Raw genomic sequence first — 18,481 nt, forward strand, 5'->3', positions numbered from 1 at the left:
AGTCAGAGAAATATGAAAGGAATCATTTTGGCGGGAGGTTCGGGAACTAGATTACATCCATTGACCCTATCCGTAAGCAAGCAATTGATGCCAATCTACGACAAGCCAATGATTTACTACCCATTGTCAACACTAATGTATTCTGGGATTAGGGAAATTTTAATCATTTCAACACCCAAAGACCTTCCTCTATTTAAGGAACTCTTGGGAGATGGTAAAAAGTATGGCTGTAGTTTCTCCTATACTATACAAGAAGCTCCAAATGGTTTGGCGGAAGCTTTTATAATTGGAGAAGAGTTCATCGGGGATGATAAAGTAGCGTTAATCCTTGGGGACAATATTTTTTATGGATCAGGGCTGTCAAAATTGTTGCAAGAGAACAACGACCCTGAAGGAGGTATCATTTATGCCTATCGAGTACATGATCCAGAGCGATATGGTGTTGTAGAATTTGATGATGACGGAAAGGCAATTAGCATTGAAGAAAAGCCCATAGAGCCAAAATCCAATTTTGCCGTTCCAGGAATTTATTTTTATGACAATGAAGTTGTTACAATTGCCAAAAACATAAAACCAAGCCCAAGAGGAGAACTGGAAATCACCGATGTAAATAAAGAATATTTAAAAAGAGGAACCCTTAACGTGAGTATATTGGATAGGGGTACAGCTTGGTTGGATACCGGAACATTCCAGTCATTAATGCAAGCATCACAATTTGTTGAGGTCATCGAAGAAAGACAAGGTTTAAAAATTGGCGCTATAGAGGCAGCAGCATTTGAAATGGGTTACATAAATAAACAGCAATTCAAGGCTTTGGCGGAGCCACTCATGAAAAGTGGCTACGGGAAAAATCTTTTGGGAATTTTGAACAAAGAGAGTTTATGAAGGTAACGGAAACCAAGCTCAAAGGCTGTTTTATATTAGAACCTAATATCTTCAATGACGAAAGAGGCTATTTTTTTGAAAGTTTCAATTCCAATATTTTTAACAAAGCCACTGGACAAAAAATCAACTTTGTTCAGGATAATCAATCCTACTCCTCCAAAGGTGTAATTCGCGCCATACACTATCAAATAGGGGAACATGCGCAGGCTAAATTGGTGCGTGTCCTTAATGGAAAGGTATTGGATGTTGCCGTTGACCTTAGGCAAGATTCTCCCACTTTCGGACAGCATGTTGCAGTAGAATTATCTGCCGAAAACAAAAAACAACTCTTTATTCCACGTGGATTTGGTCATGGATTTTCTGTGCTAAGTGAAACGGCCGAGTTCTTTTATAAATGTGATAATTTTTATAACAAAGATTCGGAGGGAGGAATTATCTATAATGACCCAAACTTAAATATTGATTGGCAAATACCTGTTGACAACATTAAAGTGTCCCATAAAGATTTGGAACTACCCATTTTGGCAAACGCTCGATTATAATGAAAGAAATCACAAAAATCGATAACATTAATTATTTGAACCAATGGACAATTGGGAATATGTGTACAGGTGGTATCAAATAAATGCCCTAATTGGGATGTACATCCTAAAACTTCAATTAACTAGCTTACATATAGAAAATAGCGAGATTGCGGTAAATTATAACACAATTTAAACAATGCTTTTTAACTCTTTAGATTTTGCTATATTTTTTCCTATAGTCTTTGTTTTATATTGGCTACTTTCCAGCAATTTAAGATGGAGAAACTTCCTTCTTCTTGCGTCTAGTTATGTTTTTTATGGATGGTGGGATTGGCGCTTTTTGTTTTTGATTGTCATAAGCTCTTTGGTTGATTTCATTATTGGCCAGCAAATCCATAAAACTGGGGAAAAGCGCAAAAAAAGAAACTATCTATGGATTAGTTTGTTTGTAAACCTGGGCTTCCTGATATATTTCAAATATGCCAATTTTTTTATCGAAACCTTTGTGGATTCGTTTAGGCTGTTTGGAAAGGAAATCGAGATAAGCACCCTCAATATTATATTGCCCGTGGGTATAAGCTTTTATACCTTTCAAACATTAAGCTATACCATAGATGTTTATAGGGGGCAGTTAAAGCCAACGAAGGATCCCTTGGCTTTTTTCACTTTTGTGGCATTTTTTCCGCAGCTGGTGGCAGGACCAATTGAGCGGGCCTCGCATTTATTGCCGCAATTTTACAAGACCTATAAATTTAATTATGACCAAGTAAAGTCTGGGTTGCTTTTAATGGCATTCGGCTTGTTCAAAAAAATGGTGATAGCGGACAGGGCTGCCTTGTACGTGAACGAGGTTTACAATAATCCAGGAGATTATGAGGGGATACAGACAATTATCGCCACGATACTATTTGCTTTCCAAATATATTGTGATTTTTCTGGCTATTCTGATATTGCAATAGGCGCTGCGAGGACCATGGGATTTGACCTGATGAAAAACTTCGACTCTCCCTATTTGTCCAAATCCATAACAGAATTTTGGAGGCGATGGCATATTTCACTTTCCACTTGGTTTAGGGATTATGTCTATATCCCCTTGGGAGGCAGCAGAAAAGGACAGTATAGAACGTACCTCAATCTGTTCATTGTTTTTGTGGTAAGTGGACTATGGCACGGGGCCGCAATAACATTTGTTTTGTGGGGAGTTATTCACGGAGCGGTAATTGTTTTGGAAAAGGCAACTAAAGGTTTAAGACACAAAGCCTACAACTTTCTTGGGCTGGGCAGCGGGACCTTTTCCAACAAGCTGTTCTTTACCCTAATAACATTTGCAATCGTAGATTTTGCATGGATATTTTTTAGGGCGAACACGTTTGCAGATTCCAGAACAATAATCAAGGGATTTTTTACAAATAACTTTTATGAATTATTTGGAGAAAAATTATACTTAATAGGATTAAAGGAGAATGAATTTCATGTGTTACTCTTAGCTATTTTAAGTTTATTGGTTGTAGAGAAAATGAACAAGACCACCAACTTAATTAAAATGATAGGAAATCAAGGTATCCTTTCAAGGTGGTTGATATATATGTTCATTTTTTTCATTATTATCACTTTTGGTATTTATGGTGCCAATGAGGTTTCTGAATTTATATATTTTCAATTTTAAAAATGGGGAATAAAAAAATACAGTTATATTTTAAAGCAATGCTCTTTTTGGTTTTGGCAAGTTTTTTTGTTTCAAAATTGGGTTTTGTTTTATCAAAAAGTAATTCTGGGGATTTCACTTGGAGAGGGTTCTATGCACAAAAAAAACAAAGTGTGGATTTACTTTTTTTTGGCAACTCCCACTTAGGGAATGGCCTTGATGGGGCACTATTGAACTCTAAGAACAAGATTAACGCTTATACTCTATATAGCTCTGGACAAACAATACCTCAAACATATTACAATATTAAAGAGGCATTAAAGTATCAAACTCCTGAGCTAATTGTAATAGAGACATTTTCAATAACAGGGGATTCTATTTATTTTCTAGGACCTGAGTCAATTGCAGAAAGTGAGCTGCCTTTAAGAATTAAACACCAAAGTTTTGACTCTAAAAAATTCAGCGTTCTTAAAATTGAAGAATTCAACGACTTATATACGCCAACTGATTTTTTTGACATCTGGTTTCCCTATATTAAAAACCACGCCAATTGGAATGATTTTGAAGAAATTAAATCTAATCTAAATGTCAAAGGGTTGGAGAATTATTTTGGAACATCCAATTCAATATGGCCTTTAAATAAAAGCATGGCGGCCAAATATAAAACGACTAATTTTAACATTGGTAATTTTAATATTGCAGAAAGGCAAAGGCGGTATTTAGATGAGATAGTGAAACTCGCAAAGAGAAACAACATTAAAATTCTTTTATTGACAATGCCATATTATAATGTCTTTCGTGATAAAATAGAGTACTCTTCAATTAATAAAGCAATATCAACCTATGCTACTTCAAGAGAAATTGATTTTTTAGATTTAAACCAAGTGTTTCCAGATTTGGAATATCATTATTTTTCAAAAGAAGATATTGGTCACAATCAACATTTAAATTATAAAGGAGCAATAAAAATCACAAATTATTTGTCCAAATATTTAAATGAAAATTATAGGATTAAATCCAGTACAAGCAATTTACAATCTTTACCCGAATACTTTTTATACAATGATTTACTAAAAAAAGATAGTATAGATGACGGGTCAAAACTTATAGGTTATATAGATAGAATAAACGGTTCTGTTTCTAAAACATATAGAATAAAGCAAGGAGAAACCCCTGTTATATTTGATGGTTGGATGCTTTTAGAAGATAAAAAAGCTGAAGACAACGAAATGTTCGTTGGATTAATCAAAAGCACGGATTTTATTTATGTTAGTAAAGAACAGCAATTTTCAAGAAAAATAAGAAAGGACGTATCAAAACATTTTGAAAAGGAAAAGCTTTATGATGGTTCTGGATATCAGATAAGGATAAACAGTTATCTTTTAGAAAAAGGGGCTTATAAAATATATCTGATAATTAGAAATCGAGAGGGAAATGTGGCTGTGAAATGGACAGGGAAAAGAATAGAAATAGAATAAATGCGCAATAGTAAATTAGACTGTTTTCAGAAATTATATCAAAAATGAAACAGGTGAAGTGGCAATTAAGAATACACATAAGACTATAGATGTGCGATAAATCAATTCAAATAGCTATAAACAAAAGACTTGAAATAGAATATTTTCATTTGCTTAAAAAGTTACAATGAACACCGAGCAAAAAAAAATAATTTCGGGTTTAAAGTGGTCCGGTGTTCAGCTTTTTGTGGATTCAGGCTTCCGTTTTTTGGTTCAACTTATTTTGGCCAAAATCCTTTTACCTGAACAATTTGGCCTACTGGCCATGTGCTCCATTTTTATAGCAGTGGCCAATGCCGCCTCGGAACTAGGTATGGGAGCTGCCCTCATCCAGAAAAAGGAAGATAGTGTGGCACAAAGTATGTATCCCACTGCCTTTATTTCAGGGATTATTTGGGGCTGTTTTTTGTATATTTTGATGAGTTTTTTGGTTGGTCCCGCGGCAGCCTGGTTTTATCATGAACCGTTTTTAAATTATCTCATTCCGGCACTTTCCATCTCAGTGATAATTACTCCCATGTCATTTATCCACCATGTTATTCTGGTAAGGAAAATGGATTTTAAATCTCTTGCCAAAATATTGAACACCTCCTCTGTTTTAGCGGGTGTCGCAGCGATCATTGCTGCACTCATGGGCGCGGGGGTGTGGTCGTTGGTTATACATCAAGTATTAAGCCCTTTATTGGCCTTGCTCTTTTATTTTTATATAGTAAGATGGACTCCAAAACTGAATTGGGACAGAGAGCATTTTAGAGCTATTTTTGGATTTGGAGCATACGCAACCGGGACAAGGGTATTTAGTACGTTCACCTACAATATTGATAATTTATTAATAGGGAAATTGTTGGGTTCTTCACCTCTTGGAGCATATTCTTTAGCGTTTAATTTAACTGAGACCTTAAGGCAAACCCTAAGCAAAATCATCAACAATGTAATGTTTCCTGTTTTTGGTAAAAACCAAGATAACAGTGAAAAACTAAAGAACTATTTCTTAAATATTATAAAGATTAATGCTATTTTGATTTACCCTGTAATGGGTTTTTTGCTTTTGTTTTCGCATGAAATTATATTTTTTATATTCGGCGACAAGTGGCAAGATGCGGTTGTCCCTATTCAGATATTGTCTGTGGCCATGATGATTCATTTAATGATTAATTCATTCGCTTCCTTATTAAGAGGCATTGGCAAACCAGAACTCGAAATGAAAATCATTATGACACTAACAATATTAGTTCTTATTCCAGGGCTCATACTAGGCATAAAGGTAGCAGGTTTAACTGGGGCGGCGTATGCTATTTTGGTTAACAAGTCTGGATTGGTCTTAACGGCATTAGTGGTTTTAAAAAAGGAAATTAATCTTAAGGTTTCTCAGGTTTTTAGCTCCGTATTAAAACCAGTTATGGCACTATCTATAAGTCTGGTATTGACCTACTTTATTAAGACTAATATGAATACAAGTGAAGGGATAATCCCTTTACTTCTATTAATGATAATCTATGGGTTGAGTTATGCCGGTATGATTTTTTATTTGGAGAAAAAAACGATGCAGCGCCTTTTAACATTAATTAAGAACAAGAATGACTAAACTCAAGGAATTATTGAAAAAATTAGACAAATCCTTGTTATGGTTTTGGTCTAAAAACACCTTTTTGAGTTCGTTTTATTATTTTTTTATTTCCGGAAAATTTAGACGGGAACATCACGCAGTTCTTGCTGGAAGGACACAGCATTCCAAGGAAATAAAGGAGGAAAAAGCGCATTTTTACACCTTGGTAAGAAACACGCACAGACTAGAAAAAGGATTGCTAATGAAACCAAGACGCGATGTTTTCGCTTTGGATTTTATTGAAGAAACAGTTTCCCATTTTTTGACTTTAAATAAAGTTTCCCACCTTTCTTCTGACCCTCAGATACAATGGTCCTATGATGTGTTAACTGAATATTTTCAAGTTACCACAGAACATCCAGTTATTGAAAATCAGCGTAAACGATTTTTAAGCTCAAGTAATACTTTGTTGGAAAGTACTTCTGGTCATGAAACCCTTACTCCATATGAAAGGAACGAAAAGAAAAAACCAAACATATCTTTTGAGGATTTTTTGGCCTTGACCCAGTATCGACGTTCGGTAAGGTGGTTCATGGATAAGCCCGTCCCCCATGATTTAATTGATAGGGCATTAATGGCAGCTCGGCAATCCCCTAGCGCGTGCAATCGCCAACCATTTGAATATAGAATTATAGATGAACCCACATTATTGAACGAGGTAACTAACTTGCCAATGGGGATAAAAGGGTATCAACACAATATCCCAATGATGATTGTGGTTGTTGGAAACCTCGATGCCTATTTTAACGAACGGGACAGGCATGTGGTGTACATAGATGCTTCTTTGGCAAACATGGCATTTATGTTGGCTTTAGAAACCTTGGGCCTCAGTTCTTGCCCAATCAACTGGCCTGATATTGAAAGCTTAGAAAGGAAAATGGAAAAAACCCTTCGTTTGAAAAAATTCCAACGACCCATTATGTGTATGGCAGTCGGATATCCTGATCCGAAGGGAAAAGTGGCATATTCTGAAAAAAGAGCAATTGAAAAATTTAGAAAGTACAACTAAATGAAGATACAGATAGACGGTATTGATACTAAAAACAAAGGGGCCGAACTAATGCTAGTGGCGGCACTGGAACAATTGGAAACAACCCATCCCAATAGTGAGGTTTGGTTAAATCACACAGGTGAATTTGATCCCAAACTACTTCCCGATTTCAAGTTGGATCTAAAAATACCCAAGATGCGATGGTTGAGTAAATGGCCAATAAAAATCTTTAGGCGGATGGGTCGGCCATTTCCTATTACGCAATTGACACAGTTTCATGTGCGTAAGGATATTGATCTTTTGCTAGACGCAGGAGGGTTTCAATTTTCGGACCAATGGAAACTTACTACGGAACAAGTAAAGGAAAAAGAAAAGTATTATAAAAAATTAAAGGAGAACAAAACAAGAGTAGTGCTCTTACCACAGGCATTTGGACCGTTCGAAACAACGTACGGAAAGCAAGTGGTTAAAATCCTTAGCCAATACACCGATTTGATTTATGCTAGAGATGAACAATCATATCAATGTCTTGTCAATGCCGGTGCAGAAGCACAAAAAATTAATATATCATGTGATTTTACCCTTCCGGTAAAGGGAATAATACCCGAGCGTTTCCAGTATCTTAAAGGAGCGGTTTGCCTTATTCCTAACCATAAAATGATTTCCCCTAAAAAAAACAACAAAGACAAATATATTGGGTTGCTAAAAAACATAATTGACATGTACGAAAGAAAAGGGCTCCCTGTTTTTATGCTAAACCATGAAGGGTTTCGCGATAAAAGTCTTTGTGACGAAGTTAATACAGTAAGCGAAACAAAAATTCCCGTTGTAGATGGTATTACCGCCAAAGAAGTAAAGGGCTTGATAGGAAATTCGCATACGGTAATTTCCTCCCGCTTTCACGGAGTTGTTAGTGCTTTAAGCCAAGGAGTTCCTTGTTTGGCAACCAGTTGGAGCCATAAATATGAAATGCTGTTTAAGGATTTTAGTCAGGAAGACAGAATTTTAACCGAAGAAGTAGATTGGGCTATAAATAGAGAAAGGATTATAAGCATAGAACAAAACCACAAAACAATAGCCGACAACATCAAAGCGGTTAAAGCCCCCTTGTTGTTAAAAACCCAAAAAATGTGGGAGATAGCCCTCGACCTTAAAAATTGAAAAGCGTTGGTCCGAACTTAAGTAAATGTCACAATCAAAGCGCAATAAGGCTATTTTTAGCATTATTGTTATGTTGTATTGTATTTGATTGTGCTTCATACTTTAAAAGTGCCTAACACAACCAAGTATTTTCTTTATGGTGTTTTTTTGTTTTATGTGTTGGAGCACCTACTTACAAAGGATATGAACCGTTTTCATTATTTTTAATGGCAATAAGCACGACCCCGATGTTTTTGTTAAAAACAAATTTGGGCTTTAAGGGGATGGCCGTGGCATCGCAAGGATCTGCCTTTATTTAAATAATAGAAGCAAAAAGGGTGTTATATTGATTGTTCTGCCATAGCATCAATAGGGATTCTTATGCTTTTTTCTATGATTGTATGTGAGGATATAAATATGGGTTCACACATAACCCTTTCTGTTTTTATTTTGATAGTAAGGAGAAAAGGCATAGGTTATAAAATAAGCAATGGTTAAAAAGGAAAAACAAATTCTAGTGAATTTAAGGAATTAGAAATGTTATGAAGAGTCTTCTCCTATTTTTATTCATTATTTTAATGGTTGCTGTTTATTTACTTGGGGGCTTTTTCCAATTTTTTCTTGGTATTCCAAGCACATTGTATTCAATGCTTGTTTTGGGACTACTTTACCTAATTGCTTCATTGACAATCCTTGCTAGGAATGGCAAGGTGCCCGGGTCAAATACAATATTAATTGGTTCCCTCTATGTCTTCTTGATAATTGTGAGTGGAACAATCAATAATACAGAGCTAAAAAAAATAATACTTTATTTTATTTTCCCCCTTGTTCCTTTAGGTGTTTTTCTTGCAGTGGACGGGCTTAATAAAGTAGGTATAAATATAAAGAAATTAAGCTCCTTTTTTTTTAAAATACTTATTATCATCCAATTACCTGTTATTTTGATTCAAAAATATGGCTATGATTTTTTGATAAAATTTAATAATTCAAATCAATTTATTGGTGATTATGATTTTATGTTTGGCAGTTTTTTTCTTAAAGCAGACCATTCACTTGGGTTTTTTCTGTTGACTTATTTTTTGGCAATAATATTTCAATACAGAAAAGGAGGTAGAAAGCAAATGCCTTGGTTTCTAATGGGATATATCTGTGTAACAATATTGTTGTTAGAATCTAATTTAACGAAACTCATGTTCTTCATCGTTCTCACCTATTATGGTGTTATCTGGGCGAATAAAAGAATTCGCTATTCGGGGGTAATTGCTATATTTTTAGTAGGGTATGTTATGTTGAATTTGGCACTATCTGTTCCAAAAATTCAAACCGAACTGTTTTTTTTGAAAAATAAATACACGGTAAGCGAATCCGTAAAAGCAGTCGAAAGGGGGTATGCGAAAAGACCGCAGATAGTTATATCATATTTTCAGGAACCACTTAAAATTATTGGTGAAGGACCATATGATTATTTTAATCTATTAACAGGGGAATTTAAAAAGGCAATGAACTTTTCCCAATTGATATGGACATATAATGATTTGGGCATTATAGGTATAATGGTAATTATATTATTGTTGTTCGCTATTATTAAATATCTTGGCTTGGATAGGGAATCTAGAATATTATTAACGTTTATATTACTTTTCTATCTATTTATGACAAATGTCTATTATGATATAGGGATGATGCTTTCTCTATTTATAATTGTGAATAGAAAAAATAATTGATTCAATAATACCGGGAATAGGAACATGATGTTCCTAATTTTTTATCTCTGCTTTTAAAACATCAAAATATTGGATAAAAAATCAAACAAATTAAAAACGTTTCATTTAATGATATTGACGCTAAGCTTAGTAAATATCATCCTGAATTCTTGTAGTGTTAAACAAAAAGAGCAAAATGACATTTTAGTTTCAAATGTGGCCTTTTCTGAGGGTTTTACTGTAAACGTCTTGGTCACTGCCAAAATGGATGATATTTTTGATATGTTTTATGCACTTGATTCACTTGATGAAAAGTTTACGGAATCAAATAAAATAAGAAAAGTTATAAAAGGCACCGGAGAACCGGAACTAATAAGTTTCTTGGTTGATCGGAAAAATGTTTTAAAATTCAGAATTGACTTAGGAAGAAACTTAGACCAAAAATCAATTGTAATAGACAGGATTGACATCCGTTGTGATGGTAAAAGCATTATTATTCCCGGCAACATATTGGAGCATTTTTTTACTGGGAACAAGTATTTGGAGTTTTCTGAAAATGGCAATACTATTTACATAGATCGCAAAGGCGGAACCAAGACACCGTTTATAACCTCATCCGCACTGTTAAACAAAAAAATGAAAATCGAATTTCAATGAAAATAGGCAATAACCTAGAGGAAAGTATTTTTTTGGTCGTGCCATTTCATGATTGGAGAAAAATACAAATGGAAGGCTTTAGGACCAGGGACTCTCATTTTATCGAAGAACTTGCGAAACTTCCTGGTCCAAAAATAATAGTGAACCGGCCAACCACCCACTTGGAAATTTACCTAAAGCGAAAACCAGGGTTGATAAAAGGGGAATTGCTTTCAAAAAAAGGAAAATTCTCGCTTTATAAACTTGATGAAGAGCTTTATTTGATAGACTACATATCAATTGATATTCTGGGACAGATTTTTAGAAAATTTGAATGGTTCATTGATAGGTATGGAGACAATAATTTTATTGAATTTATTAAACAATCGATAGAGTTTGTAGGCGCAAATGAAAATACCTGCAAAATCTTGAACCAAAATATCTTTGCCCCAAGGTTAATAGAAAAATTACAGGCCAATAAAAAGGTCTTCGATGCCTGGGACAACTTCATGAAATTTGATGTTTATTCAAATATTAGGGACCAGGTTCAAGGAGCGTACAGTTCATTAGCTGCATATTGCGACTTTTGGATAACCAACTCCACGGATAATGTGCAATATTTTATGGAGAGTTTCAATCCCCGAGGTCTACATTTGGTGAAAAACGGGGTCGATGTAAATAGATTTACCGCCAGGAATTTTGAGGAGCCATCCGATATTAAGAACATCCCACGTCCTATTGTAGGCTTTGGAGGCAAAATCACGCACTTATTGGATGTTGATTTAATAAATGCCACCATGGATAAAGCAAAGAACTCTTCCTTTGTATTTGTAGGTCAAATCCTGAGCAAGGAAATATTCGATTCCATAAATAAAGTCGACAATTTTTACTATTTGGGGGACAAACATTATGATGAATACCCAAATTATGTAAACAGTTTCGATATTTGTATGGTCCCTTATATTGTTGAGGACAGCAAAAAATCCGGAGCCAATACAATTAAAGTCTATGAATATTTGGCAACTGGTAAAAAAGTGGTTGGAACACCGTCTAATGGGCTTGAAGAATTGTCTGAACATGTTTATCTTGTAAATTCGCCCAATGAATTTGTCCAAGAGTTGGAAGATGAATCAAATAATAGGAAACCAATTGATTTAAATGAACATTCCTGGGCGCATAAAACAGAAACTTTATTGAATTTACTGGAACTTAATGGCCGCTAAAATTCTTTTGAATAGCTTAAAAAACAAGGAAAGTATCAATTTCTTATTGTTGGCCTTTGTAGTCTCAGCTATACCATTTAAAATAAATATTGGCAATTTCGCACTTATTCTTGCATTTGCATTCAATATTTTTTTTTTGAAACCAAGTAATTTGGTAAAGCTGAAACGGTATGTTTTTCTTTTTCCGGTTATATTTTTTTTTATTGTAGTGGTCTGGGCCTTTTTTGGAAAGGACTTTTATGAGGGTATTTCCAGGCTAGATCGGCATCTAATCCCGATATTGATCATATTAGTACTGGGCAACCAGAAACTCAAATCAATACAATACAATCGTTTGATTACACTCTTTGGTTGGGCCGTGGTAGTGGCTACAATTACATTGATGGTTAATTTTTTTGCTGGATTTTTACAAGGACAAACGATGGCCGAGCTAACATTTCATGAGTTTAGCTCCCTTTTTGATCAGCATCCAGTTTATTTTTCGCTTTACGCATCGCTTGCACTTTTTGGTTTTGTGGAACAAACACACAAACAAGGCATTACTTTATTTAGGGGACTTGGGATTATTGTTCTTTTGGCAGGGTTGTTACTGAGTGCCTCCAAAGCAATATTGGCAATGGATTTGGTAATTTTCACGATATATGTTGCCATGGTTAGAATTTCTCTGAAGAAAAGGGTTGTTCTTTTTTCAACAATAATTGTTGTTTTGTTTGTGGCAACAAGATTGGGGTTTCTTAAAGAGCGGTTTCATTCTGGATTGATGCTTTCGGAAAATATTGTCGTATTTGAACCAACTAATGATTTTGAAAAGAAAGTGCTATTTTCATATCAGGATAAGCTGGCCATTAGTGACTTGGACTTAAGATATTTAATGACCAAGATTAGTATTTATCATTTAATACAAGATGGTAAGTTGATATTTGGATATGGTCCTGCCCAGTCTCAAGATTATTTTGACTATTATTTATACACCTACAATTTAGGACCAAATTGGTATGCTGGGTTTAATGTCCATAATCAATTTATACACATACTTTTAAATTATGGTATACTAGTGCTAATATTATTTGCTGTATATCTGATGTTATGTTTTAGGATTGCCATTATTAATCATGATTATACCTTTCTGGCATTTTTACTACTTTGTACATTTGTATTCTTGTTTGAGGTTGTACTGATAAGAAATAAAGGAATTCTATTTTTCTATTTTTTTAACGTACTATTTTTAATTAAAAATAACAAAGTTTGAAACTTGGAATAATAGGAACAAGGGGCATACCCAACCACCATGGAGGCTTTGAGCAGTTCACAGAATATTTTTCAGTATATATGGCAAATGCGGGGCATGAAGTATATGTCTATAATTCTCATTTACACCCCTTTCAAGAAAAACAATATAAAGGAGTGAACCTCATACACAAAAGGGACATGGAGGACAAGATAGGAACAGCTGGCCAGTTTGTCTATGACCTAAATTGTATAATCGATGCTAAAAAAAGAGACTTTGATTTGATTTTACAACTTGGATATACAAGTAGTTCGGTTTGGGGCAGCCTCTTACCAAAAAAGACAACCATCGTCACAAATATGGACGGGTTGGAATGGAAAAGGTCTAAGTATAATGGATTGGTTCAAAAATTCTTGAAAAGGGCTGAAAAATGGGCCATAAATACAAGTGACTTTTTGGTTTCGGACTCAATCGGAATTCAGAGTTACATCAAAGAAACATATCAAAAGAACTCCGAATATATTGCCTACGGAGCTGAAATATTTGGTAAGCCGGACAAATCGGTACTTGATTCATATGGTTTGATGGAAGAAAATTATAACATGTTGATAGCCCGATTGGAGCCCGAGAACAATATTGAAACTATTCTCGACGGTGTAGTAAAGTCGAACGACAACATCCCATTTGTTGTTGTGGGCAAGTACAATAGTAATTACGGGGAAACACTAAGGGACAAATACAAAGACAATCTTTATATCAGGTTTTTTGGGGGCATTTATGATATTGAGCACCTTAATAATTTAAGGTTTTTTTCAAAGGTTTATTTTCATGGACATTCGGTTGGAGGTACAAACCCATCTTTACTGGAGGCCATGGCTTCACAGAGCTTAATAGCCGCACATGACAATATTTTCAACAAAAGCATTTTAGGAGACAATGCTTTTTATTTTAGAGATAAAAATGATGTTGCCGCTTTATTGTCTCTCACAAAAAGTGACCACGACCATATGATCAAGAACAACCTTGATAAAATTGAGATTGATTTTAAGTGGGACAAAATTAATGGACAATATGAAAAATACCTCTTGGAATGTCTCAGCAGTAACGCATAGATATGTTTTTTAAACAACATAGATATTCTAACTTAATAACGCCCATTTCATATGCAATTGATTTAGGCGTCCTAAATATTTTTCTTTATTTATTGCCTATTAATTTTCAGACTCCCCTACTTATTCATGTATACATTTCTCTTGCTTGGATTGTCATATCTGCAAAGAATGAATTTTATACCATATATCGGTTTTCCAAGGTAACTTACATTGTCAGGTTGATTTTCGTCCAGTTTGTTTTTTTCTTTTTGACCCTATATGCATTCATAGGGTTTTTTAAGCAGCCCGTCATAAGTAGATTGGCCCTGGGGGAATACTTCATTTTTGTCCTTGCCATAATTTCAACTGTAAAACTGCTGAGCTATTACTTGCTAATGGAATATCGTGAGAGGGTAAAAGGCAATTTGAGGAATGTTGTTATTGTTGGAAAGAATAAAAAAACTGACCAATTACGGAAGGTTTTCACTGAAAGAAGGGAATACGGCTATAATTTTATAAAACAGTTTTCACCCAAATCAGTGGGATTTCAAATACAGTATTGCTTCGATTACATTCATGAAAATAATATTGATGAAATCTATTGTTCGGTCTCTGAGCTGAAGAACGAGGAAATTGCCCAATTTGTCAATTTTGCGGACAACAACCTAAAGACTCTCAAGTTTATACCGGACAACAAAAACATCTTTTCCAAGAAGCTCAAGTTTGAATACTATGATTACATCCCGGTTCTTTCTTTGCGGGACATTCCTTTGGACGATTCCATAAACGCTTTTCTGAAAAGAAGCTTTGATATCGTCTTTTCACTGATTGTGATATTAGGGCTCCTGTCGTGGTTGACCCCTCTGTTGGCGCTTTTGATTACCTTGGAATCCAAAGGGCCGGTTTTCTTTAGACAGACGAGGAACGGAATAGACAATAGGGAGTTTTATTGTTACAAGTTCCGCTCCATGGCCCCTAACAATAATGCCGATGATATACAGGCCACAAAGAACGACATGCGAATCACCAAAATTGGAAAATTCATCAGAAAGACCAGTATTGATGAACTCCCCCAGTTTTACAATGTGTTGTTCGGCACTATGTCCGTAGTGGGGCCAAGGCCCCACATGGTAAAGCACACCAATGAGTATGCGACGAGTGTGGACAAGTACATGGTGCGTCATTTTGTGAAACCAGGAATCACAGGATTGGCACAAGTAAGAGGGTACAGAGGCGAGATAGAGACCGAAAACGACATCCAGAACCGTATCAAGTTTGATATTTTTTATATTGAAAACTGGTCCATGTTCCTAGATTTGAAGATTATTGTCCAGACCGTGCTCAATGCAATCAGAGGAGAAGCAAAAGCGTACTAAGTCATTATGAAAAAAACACTCATCACCGGAGCAGCAGGATTTTTGGGATCGCACCTTTGTGACCGCTTCATTGCCGAAGGCCACCATGTCATCGGGATGGACAACCTTATCACGGGCGACCTAAGGAACATAGAGCATCTGTTCCACTTGGACCGGTTCGATTTCTACCACCACGACGTCTCCAAGTTTGTGCACGTTCCCGGTAAAATGGATTATATTCTCCACTTTGCCTCACCCGCAAGTCCCATCGATTACTTAAAAATTCCCATTGAAACCCTTAAGGTAGGTTCTTTGGGTACGCTGAACCTTTTGGGGCTGGCAAGGGACCACAAGGCCCGTATCTTGGTGGCCTCCACCTCCGAGGTGTACGGAGACCCTTTGGTACACCCCCAGAACGAGGACTATTATGGCAACGTAAGCCCGATTGGACCCAGGGGAGTGTATGATGAGGCCAAACGCTTTATGGAATCCATCACCATGGCCTATCACCGGCACCATGGCCTGGATACCCGCATTGTCCGGATTTTCAACACCTACGGTTCCCGGATGCGGTTGAACGACGGACGTGTGGTGCCGGCCTTCATGGGTCAGGCCTTGCGAGGCGAAGATCTGACGGTTTTTGGAGACGGCTCCCAGACCCGTTCCTTTACCTATATCGATGACCAAGTCGAGGGAATTTACCGCTTGTTGATGAGCGATTATGTGGAACCCATCAACATTGGTAACCCGGATGAGACCACTATCTTGGAATTCGCCGAGGAGATCATCAAGCTTACGGGAACGGACCAGAAGATTGTCTTCAAACCCTTGCCGCAGGATGATCCCCTGCAACGGCAGCCCGACATCACACGGGCCAAGGAAATTTTGGGATGGGAACCCAAGGTACACCGCTCCGAAGGGCTCAAAAAAGTATATGATTACTTCAAATCCCTTCCACAGGACCAACTATGGGAGGCACACAGGGACTTTTTGCCTTAAAGGCAAATCAATCAAATCGGGGTCATTTCGAAATGAGGAATGCAGTGACGGTTCAGGAATCCCTGACTTATCCTTCTATTTTCCTGTATTTGTTTGAAGTGCCCACTGTTTCAGCAATACATTGGTGGAGATTAGTGAAATTCGTGTCAAAGGTGTACGCTGCTTTCCGAGATTCTTGGCCCCCACTATGGGAACACCCCTGAAGTCCCCTCAAGGGGACAATGGAATATTGCAATTTTGGGATGGGACGGATTGCAACAATTGATTCCCTGTTGTCTTTGGATTTTTATTTACGCCTGTGCCTCCATGACAATTCGTGTCAAATACTATCCCAATTAATTTTTGAATTTCTGCCTGAAAAACCACTTTCTCCCTCAATTCAATTTGAATTGGGTTATTTTTGCCAAAACATCGATTCATGAACATTCTGGTCCTGGGATCTGGCGGAAGAGAACACGCCTTGGCCCTTAAAATCTCACAAAGCCCCAAAACAGCAAAACTTTTTGTAGCCCCCGGTAACGCAGGTACAGCCGAAATCGCCACCAATGTTGAGGTGGGGGTGAACGATTTTGCAACTATAAAACAGCTGGTGCTCAAAGAGCAAATCGATTTGGTGGTAGTGGGACCGGAAGACCCCTTGGTGAATGGGGTGCACGATTTTTTCCTGAACGATTCCGAAATCAAGGATGTTCCCGTGATCGGACCCCAAAAAGCAGCTGCCGCCCTCGAGGGGAGCAAGGAGTTTGCCAAGGAGTTCATGATGCGGCACCAGATTCCCACGGCTGCCTATGAAAGTTTCACATCGGATTCAGTGGAAGCGGGCTATGCCTTTCTGGAAACACTGGAGCCTCCCTATGTGCTCAAAGCTGATGGATTGGCTGCCGGAAAAGGGGTATTGATCCTTCAGGATTTGGATGAGGCGAAGGCCGAATTGAAGTCGATGCTATTGGATTCCAAATTTGGTTCTGCCAGTGCCACAGTGGTGATCGAAGAGTTCTTGGATGGTATCGAATTGAGCTGTTTTGTATTGACGGACGGTTCCAACTATAAGATTTTGCCCACCGCGAAGGACTACAAACGAATCGGAGAGGGCGACACCGGCCTCAACACAGGCGGTATGGGAGCCATTTCCCCGGTTCCTTTTGCGGATTCCGCTTTTATAGACATGGTGGAGGCCAGAATCGTAAAACCGACGGTAGAGGGCCTTAAAAAGGATAATCTGCCCTATGTTGGGTTTATCTTCATCGGCTTGATCAAAGTGAAGGGAGAGCCTAAAGTGATCGAATACAACGTTCGGATGGGCGATCCTGAGACCGAAGTGGTGATCCCAAGGCTAAAGAGCGACTTGGTCGAGGTACTTTTGGCCATGGCCAACGGCTCATTGGACCAGATAGACCTACAGATCGATGAAAGGGCCGCCACAACGGTAATGGCGGTTTCTGGGGGATATCCAGAAGCCTACGAAAAAGGAAAACAGATCACCGGGACCGAAAACGTGGAAGGCTCCATTGTGTTCCATGCAGGCTCCAAGCTGTCCGATGGAAAAGTGGTCACCAACGGCGGACGCGTCATTGCGGTCACTTCCTTTGGAAAAGATTTTAAGGAAGCGTTGCAGAAATCCTATCAAAACATGGAAAAAATCCATTTTGATGGGATGTACTATCGAAAAGACCTAGGATTCGATCTATAGATAAGAGTGTGAGCTGATACTCTTATCCTCTTCGTTTTTGTCGTTAAAGATCTTCAACTGTTTCATCCAATAGACCATGGCCACAAAGCCGATGACGAAAAAAATCCAGTTGATGGTGTTGGCACCCCACCAGCTGTGTGTGAAACGGAAAAAATCCAAAGGGGCAAAAAGGTGGTTTACAAATAAGTCCTCAATACCGTAAAAAAACTTGCTCATCTTGGCTATATTTACGCTACAAAAGTAGCAAA

At 37.2% G+C, this 18,481-nt stretch carries 16 protein-coding genes; 15 read left to right on the forward strand and 1 reads right to left on the reverse strand.

Going from position 1 to position 18,481, the window contains the following annotated elements; translation table 11 throughout:
• Nucleotides 1-12: 12 nt before the first annotated feature.
• From rfbA to purD, 15 genes are all read left to right on the forward strand, one after another.
• A complete protein-coding gene (gene rfbA, locus DB398_RS14330; protein ID WP_108425132.1) occupies nucleotides 13-885 on the forward strand; it encodes a glucose-1-phosphate thymidylyltransferase RfbA in 873 nt (290 codons plus the stop codon).
• The gene (rfbC, locus tag DB398_RS14335) at nucleotides 882-1,427 is read left to right on the forward strand and encodes a dTDP-4-dehydrorhamnose 3,5-epimerase (RefSeq protein WP_108425133.1); all 546 of its coding nucleotides are present in this window, start codon (nucleotides 882-884) and stop codon (nucleotides 1,425-1,427) included. The genes rfbA and rfbC overlap by 4 nt, the downstream gene beginning before the upstream one ends.
• A gap of 178 nt (nucleotides 1,428-1,605) precedes the next feature.
• Nucleotides 1,606-3,075: an MBOAT family O-acyltransferase gene (locus DB398_RS14340; RefSeq protein WP_108425134.1), complete on the forward strand. Its 1,470-nt coding sequence runs from the start codon at nucleotides 1,606-1,608 to the stop codon at nucleotides 3,073-3,075.
• Nucleotides 3,076-3,077: 2 nt separating this feature from the next.
• Nucleotides 3,078-4,532, forward strand: coding sequence for a hypothetical protein (locus tag DB398_RS14345; RefSeq protein WP_108425135.1), 1,455 nt, complete (start codon nucleotides 3,078-3,080; stop codon nucleotides 4,530-4,532).
• A 166-nt stretch (nucleotides 4,533-4,698) separates the two neighbouring features.
• Nucleotides 4,699-6,156, forward strand: a complete 1,458-nt coding sequence (locus tag DB398_RS14350; RefSeq protein ID WP_108425136.1) for a lipopolysaccharide biosynthesis protein — start codon at nucleotides 4,699-4,701, stop codon at nucleotides 6,154-6,156.
• Nucleotides 6,149-7,186, forward strand: a complete 1,038-nt coding sequence (locus DB398_RS14355) for a nitroreductase family protein (RefSeq protein ID WP_108425137.1) — start codon at nucleotides 6,149-6,151, stop codon at nucleotides 7,184-7,186. Before DB398_RS14350 ends, DB398_RS14355 begins: the two co-directional genes overlap by 8 nt.
• The gene (locus DB398_RS14360) at nucleotides 7,187-8,329 is read left to right on the forward strand and encodes a polysaccharide pyruvyl transferase family protein (RefSeq protein ID WP_108425138.1); all 1,143 of its coding nucleotides are present in this window, start codon (nucleotides 7,187-7,189) and stop codon (nucleotides 8,327-8,329) included.
• 521 nt (nucleotides 8,330-8,850) lie between these two features.
• The gene (locus DB398_RS14365) at nucleotides 8,851-10,032 is read left to right on the forward strand and encodes a hypothetical protein (protein ID WP_108425139.1); all 1,182 of its coding nucleotides are present in this window, start codon (nucleotides 8,851-8,853) and stop codon (nucleotides 10,030-10,032) included.
• A gap of 69 nt (nucleotides 10,033-10,101) precedes the next feature.
• Nucleotides 10,102-10,668, forward strand: a complete 567-nt coding sequence (locus DB398_RS14370) for a hypothetical protein (protein WP_108425140.1) — start codon at nucleotides 10,102-10,104, stop codon at nucleotides 10,666-10,668.
• Nucleotides 10,665-11,870: a glycosyltransferase gene (locus tag DB398_RS14375; protein ID WP_108425141.1), complete on the forward strand. Its 1,206-nt coding sequence runs from the start codon at nucleotides 10,665-10,667 to the stop codon at nucleotides 11,868-11,870. Before DB398_RS14370 ends, DB398_RS14375 begins: the two co-directional genes overlap by 4 nt.
• Complete coding sequence (locus tag DB398_RS14380) at nucleotides 11,860-13,119, forward strand: O-antigen ligase family protein (RefSeq protein WP_108425142.1); 1,260 nt, start codon at nucleotides 11,860-11,862, stop codon at nucleotides 13,117-13,119. Before DB398_RS14375 ends, DB398_RS14380 begins: the two co-directional genes overlap by 11 nt.
• Entirely contained in the window at nucleotides 13,116-14,210 is a 1,095-nt protein-coding gene (locus DB398_RS14385) for a DUF1972 domain-containing protein (RefSeq protein ID WP_108425143.1), read from the forward strand. Before DB398_RS14380 ends, DB398_RS14385 begins: the two co-directional genes overlap by 4 nt.
• Before the next feature lie 2 nt (nucleotides 14,211-14,212).
• A complete protein-coding gene (locus DB398_RS14390) occupies nucleotides 14,213-15,565 on the forward strand; it encodes an undecaprenyl-phosphate glucose phosphotransferase (RefSeq protein ID WP_108425144.1) in 1,353 nt (450 codons plus the stop codon).
• A gap of 6 nt (nucleotides 15,566-15,571) precedes the next feature.
• Nucleotides 15,572-16,543 carry a UDP-glucuronic acid decarboxylase family protein gene (locus DB398_RS14395; RefSeq protein WP_108425145.1) on the forward strand — a complete coding sequence of 324 codons (972 nt, stop codon included), beginning with the start codon at nucleotides 15,572-15,574 and terminating at the stop codon, nucleotides 16,541-16,543.
• 418 nt (nucleotides 16,544-16,961) lie between these two features.
• Nucleotides 16,962-18,233, forward strand: coding sequence for a phosphoribosylamine--glycine ligase (purD, locus tag DB398_RS14400; RefSeq protein WP_108425146.1), 1,272 nt, complete (start codon nucleotides 16,962-16,964; stop codon nucleotides 18,231-18,233).
• On the opposite strand, the gene DB398_RS14405 is transcribed toward purD, so the two are convergent.
• Complete coding sequence (locus DB398_RS14405) at nucleotides 18,228-18,449, reverse strand: DUF6341 family protein (protein ID WP_108425147.1); 222 nt, start codon at nucleotides 18,447-18,449, stop codon at nucleotides 18,228-18,230. The genes purD and DB398_RS14405 overlap by 6 nt on opposite strands.
• Nucleotides 18,450-18,481 lie beyond the last annotated feature (32 nt).

It is taken from the genome of Flagellimonas amoyensis, from assembly GCF_003058265.1.
Classification (GTDB): domain Bacteria; phylum Bacteroidota; class Bacteroidia; order Flavobacteriales; family Flavobacteriaceae; genus Flagellimonas; species Flagellimonas amoyensis.

Bases quoted from the DNA above. Each gene is read 5' to 3' on its own strand.
- DB398_RS14355 (WP_108425137.1), top strand. From the start codon at position 6,149: ATGACTAAACTCAAGGAATTATTGAAAAAATTAGACAAATCCTTGTTA.
- rfbA (WP_108425132.1), top strand. From the start codon at position 13: ATGAAAGGAATCATTTTGGCGGGAGGTTCGGGAACTAGATTACATCCA.
- DB398_RS14375 (WP_108425141.1), top strand. From the start codon at position 10,665: ATGAAAATAGGCAATAACCTAGAGGAAAGTATTTTTTTGGTCGTGCCA.
- DB398_RS14395 (WP_108425145.1), top strand. From the start codon at position 15,572: ATGAAAAAAACACTCATCACCGGAGCAGCAGGATTTTTGGGATCGCAC.
- DB398_RS14405 (WP_108425147.1), bottom strand. From the start codon at position 18,449: ATGAGCAAGTTTTTTTACGGTATTGAGGACTTATTTGTAAACCACCTT.
- DB398_RS14365 (WP_108425139.1), top strand. From the start codon at position 8,851: ATGAAGAGTCTTCTCCTATTTTTATTCATTATTTTAATGGTTGCTGTT.
- rfbC (WP_108425133.1), top strand. From the start codon at position 882: ATGAAGGTAACGGAAACCAAGCTCAAAGGCTGTTTTATATTAGAACCT.
- purD (WP_108425146.1), top strand. From the start codon at position 16,962: ATGAACATTCTGGTCCTGGGATCTGGCGGAAGAGAACACGCCTTGGCC.
- DB398_RS14350 (WP_108425136.1), top strand. From the start codon at position 4,699: ATGAACACCGAGCAAAAAAAAATAATTTCGGGTTTAAAGTGGTCCGGT.
- DB398_RS14390 (WP_108425144.1), top strand. From the start codon at position 14,213: ATGTTTTTTAAACAACATAGATATTCTAACTTAATAACGCCCATTTCA.
- DB398_RS14345 (WP_108425135.1), top strand. From the start codon at position 3,078: ATGGGGAATAAAAAAATACAGTTATATTTTAAAGCAATGCTCTTTTTG.
- DB398_RS14340 (WP_108425134.1), top strand. From the start codon at position 1,606: ATGCTTTTTAACTCTTTAGATTTTGCTATATTTTTTCCTATAGTCTTT.
- DB398_RS14380 (WP_108425142.1), top strand. From the start codon at position 11,860: ATGGCCGCTAAAATTCTTTTGAATAGCTTAAAAAACAAGGAAAGTATC.
- DB398_RS14360 (WP_108425138.1), top strand. From the start codon at position 7,187: ATGAAGATACAGATAGACGGTATTGATACTAAAAACAAAGGGGCCGAA.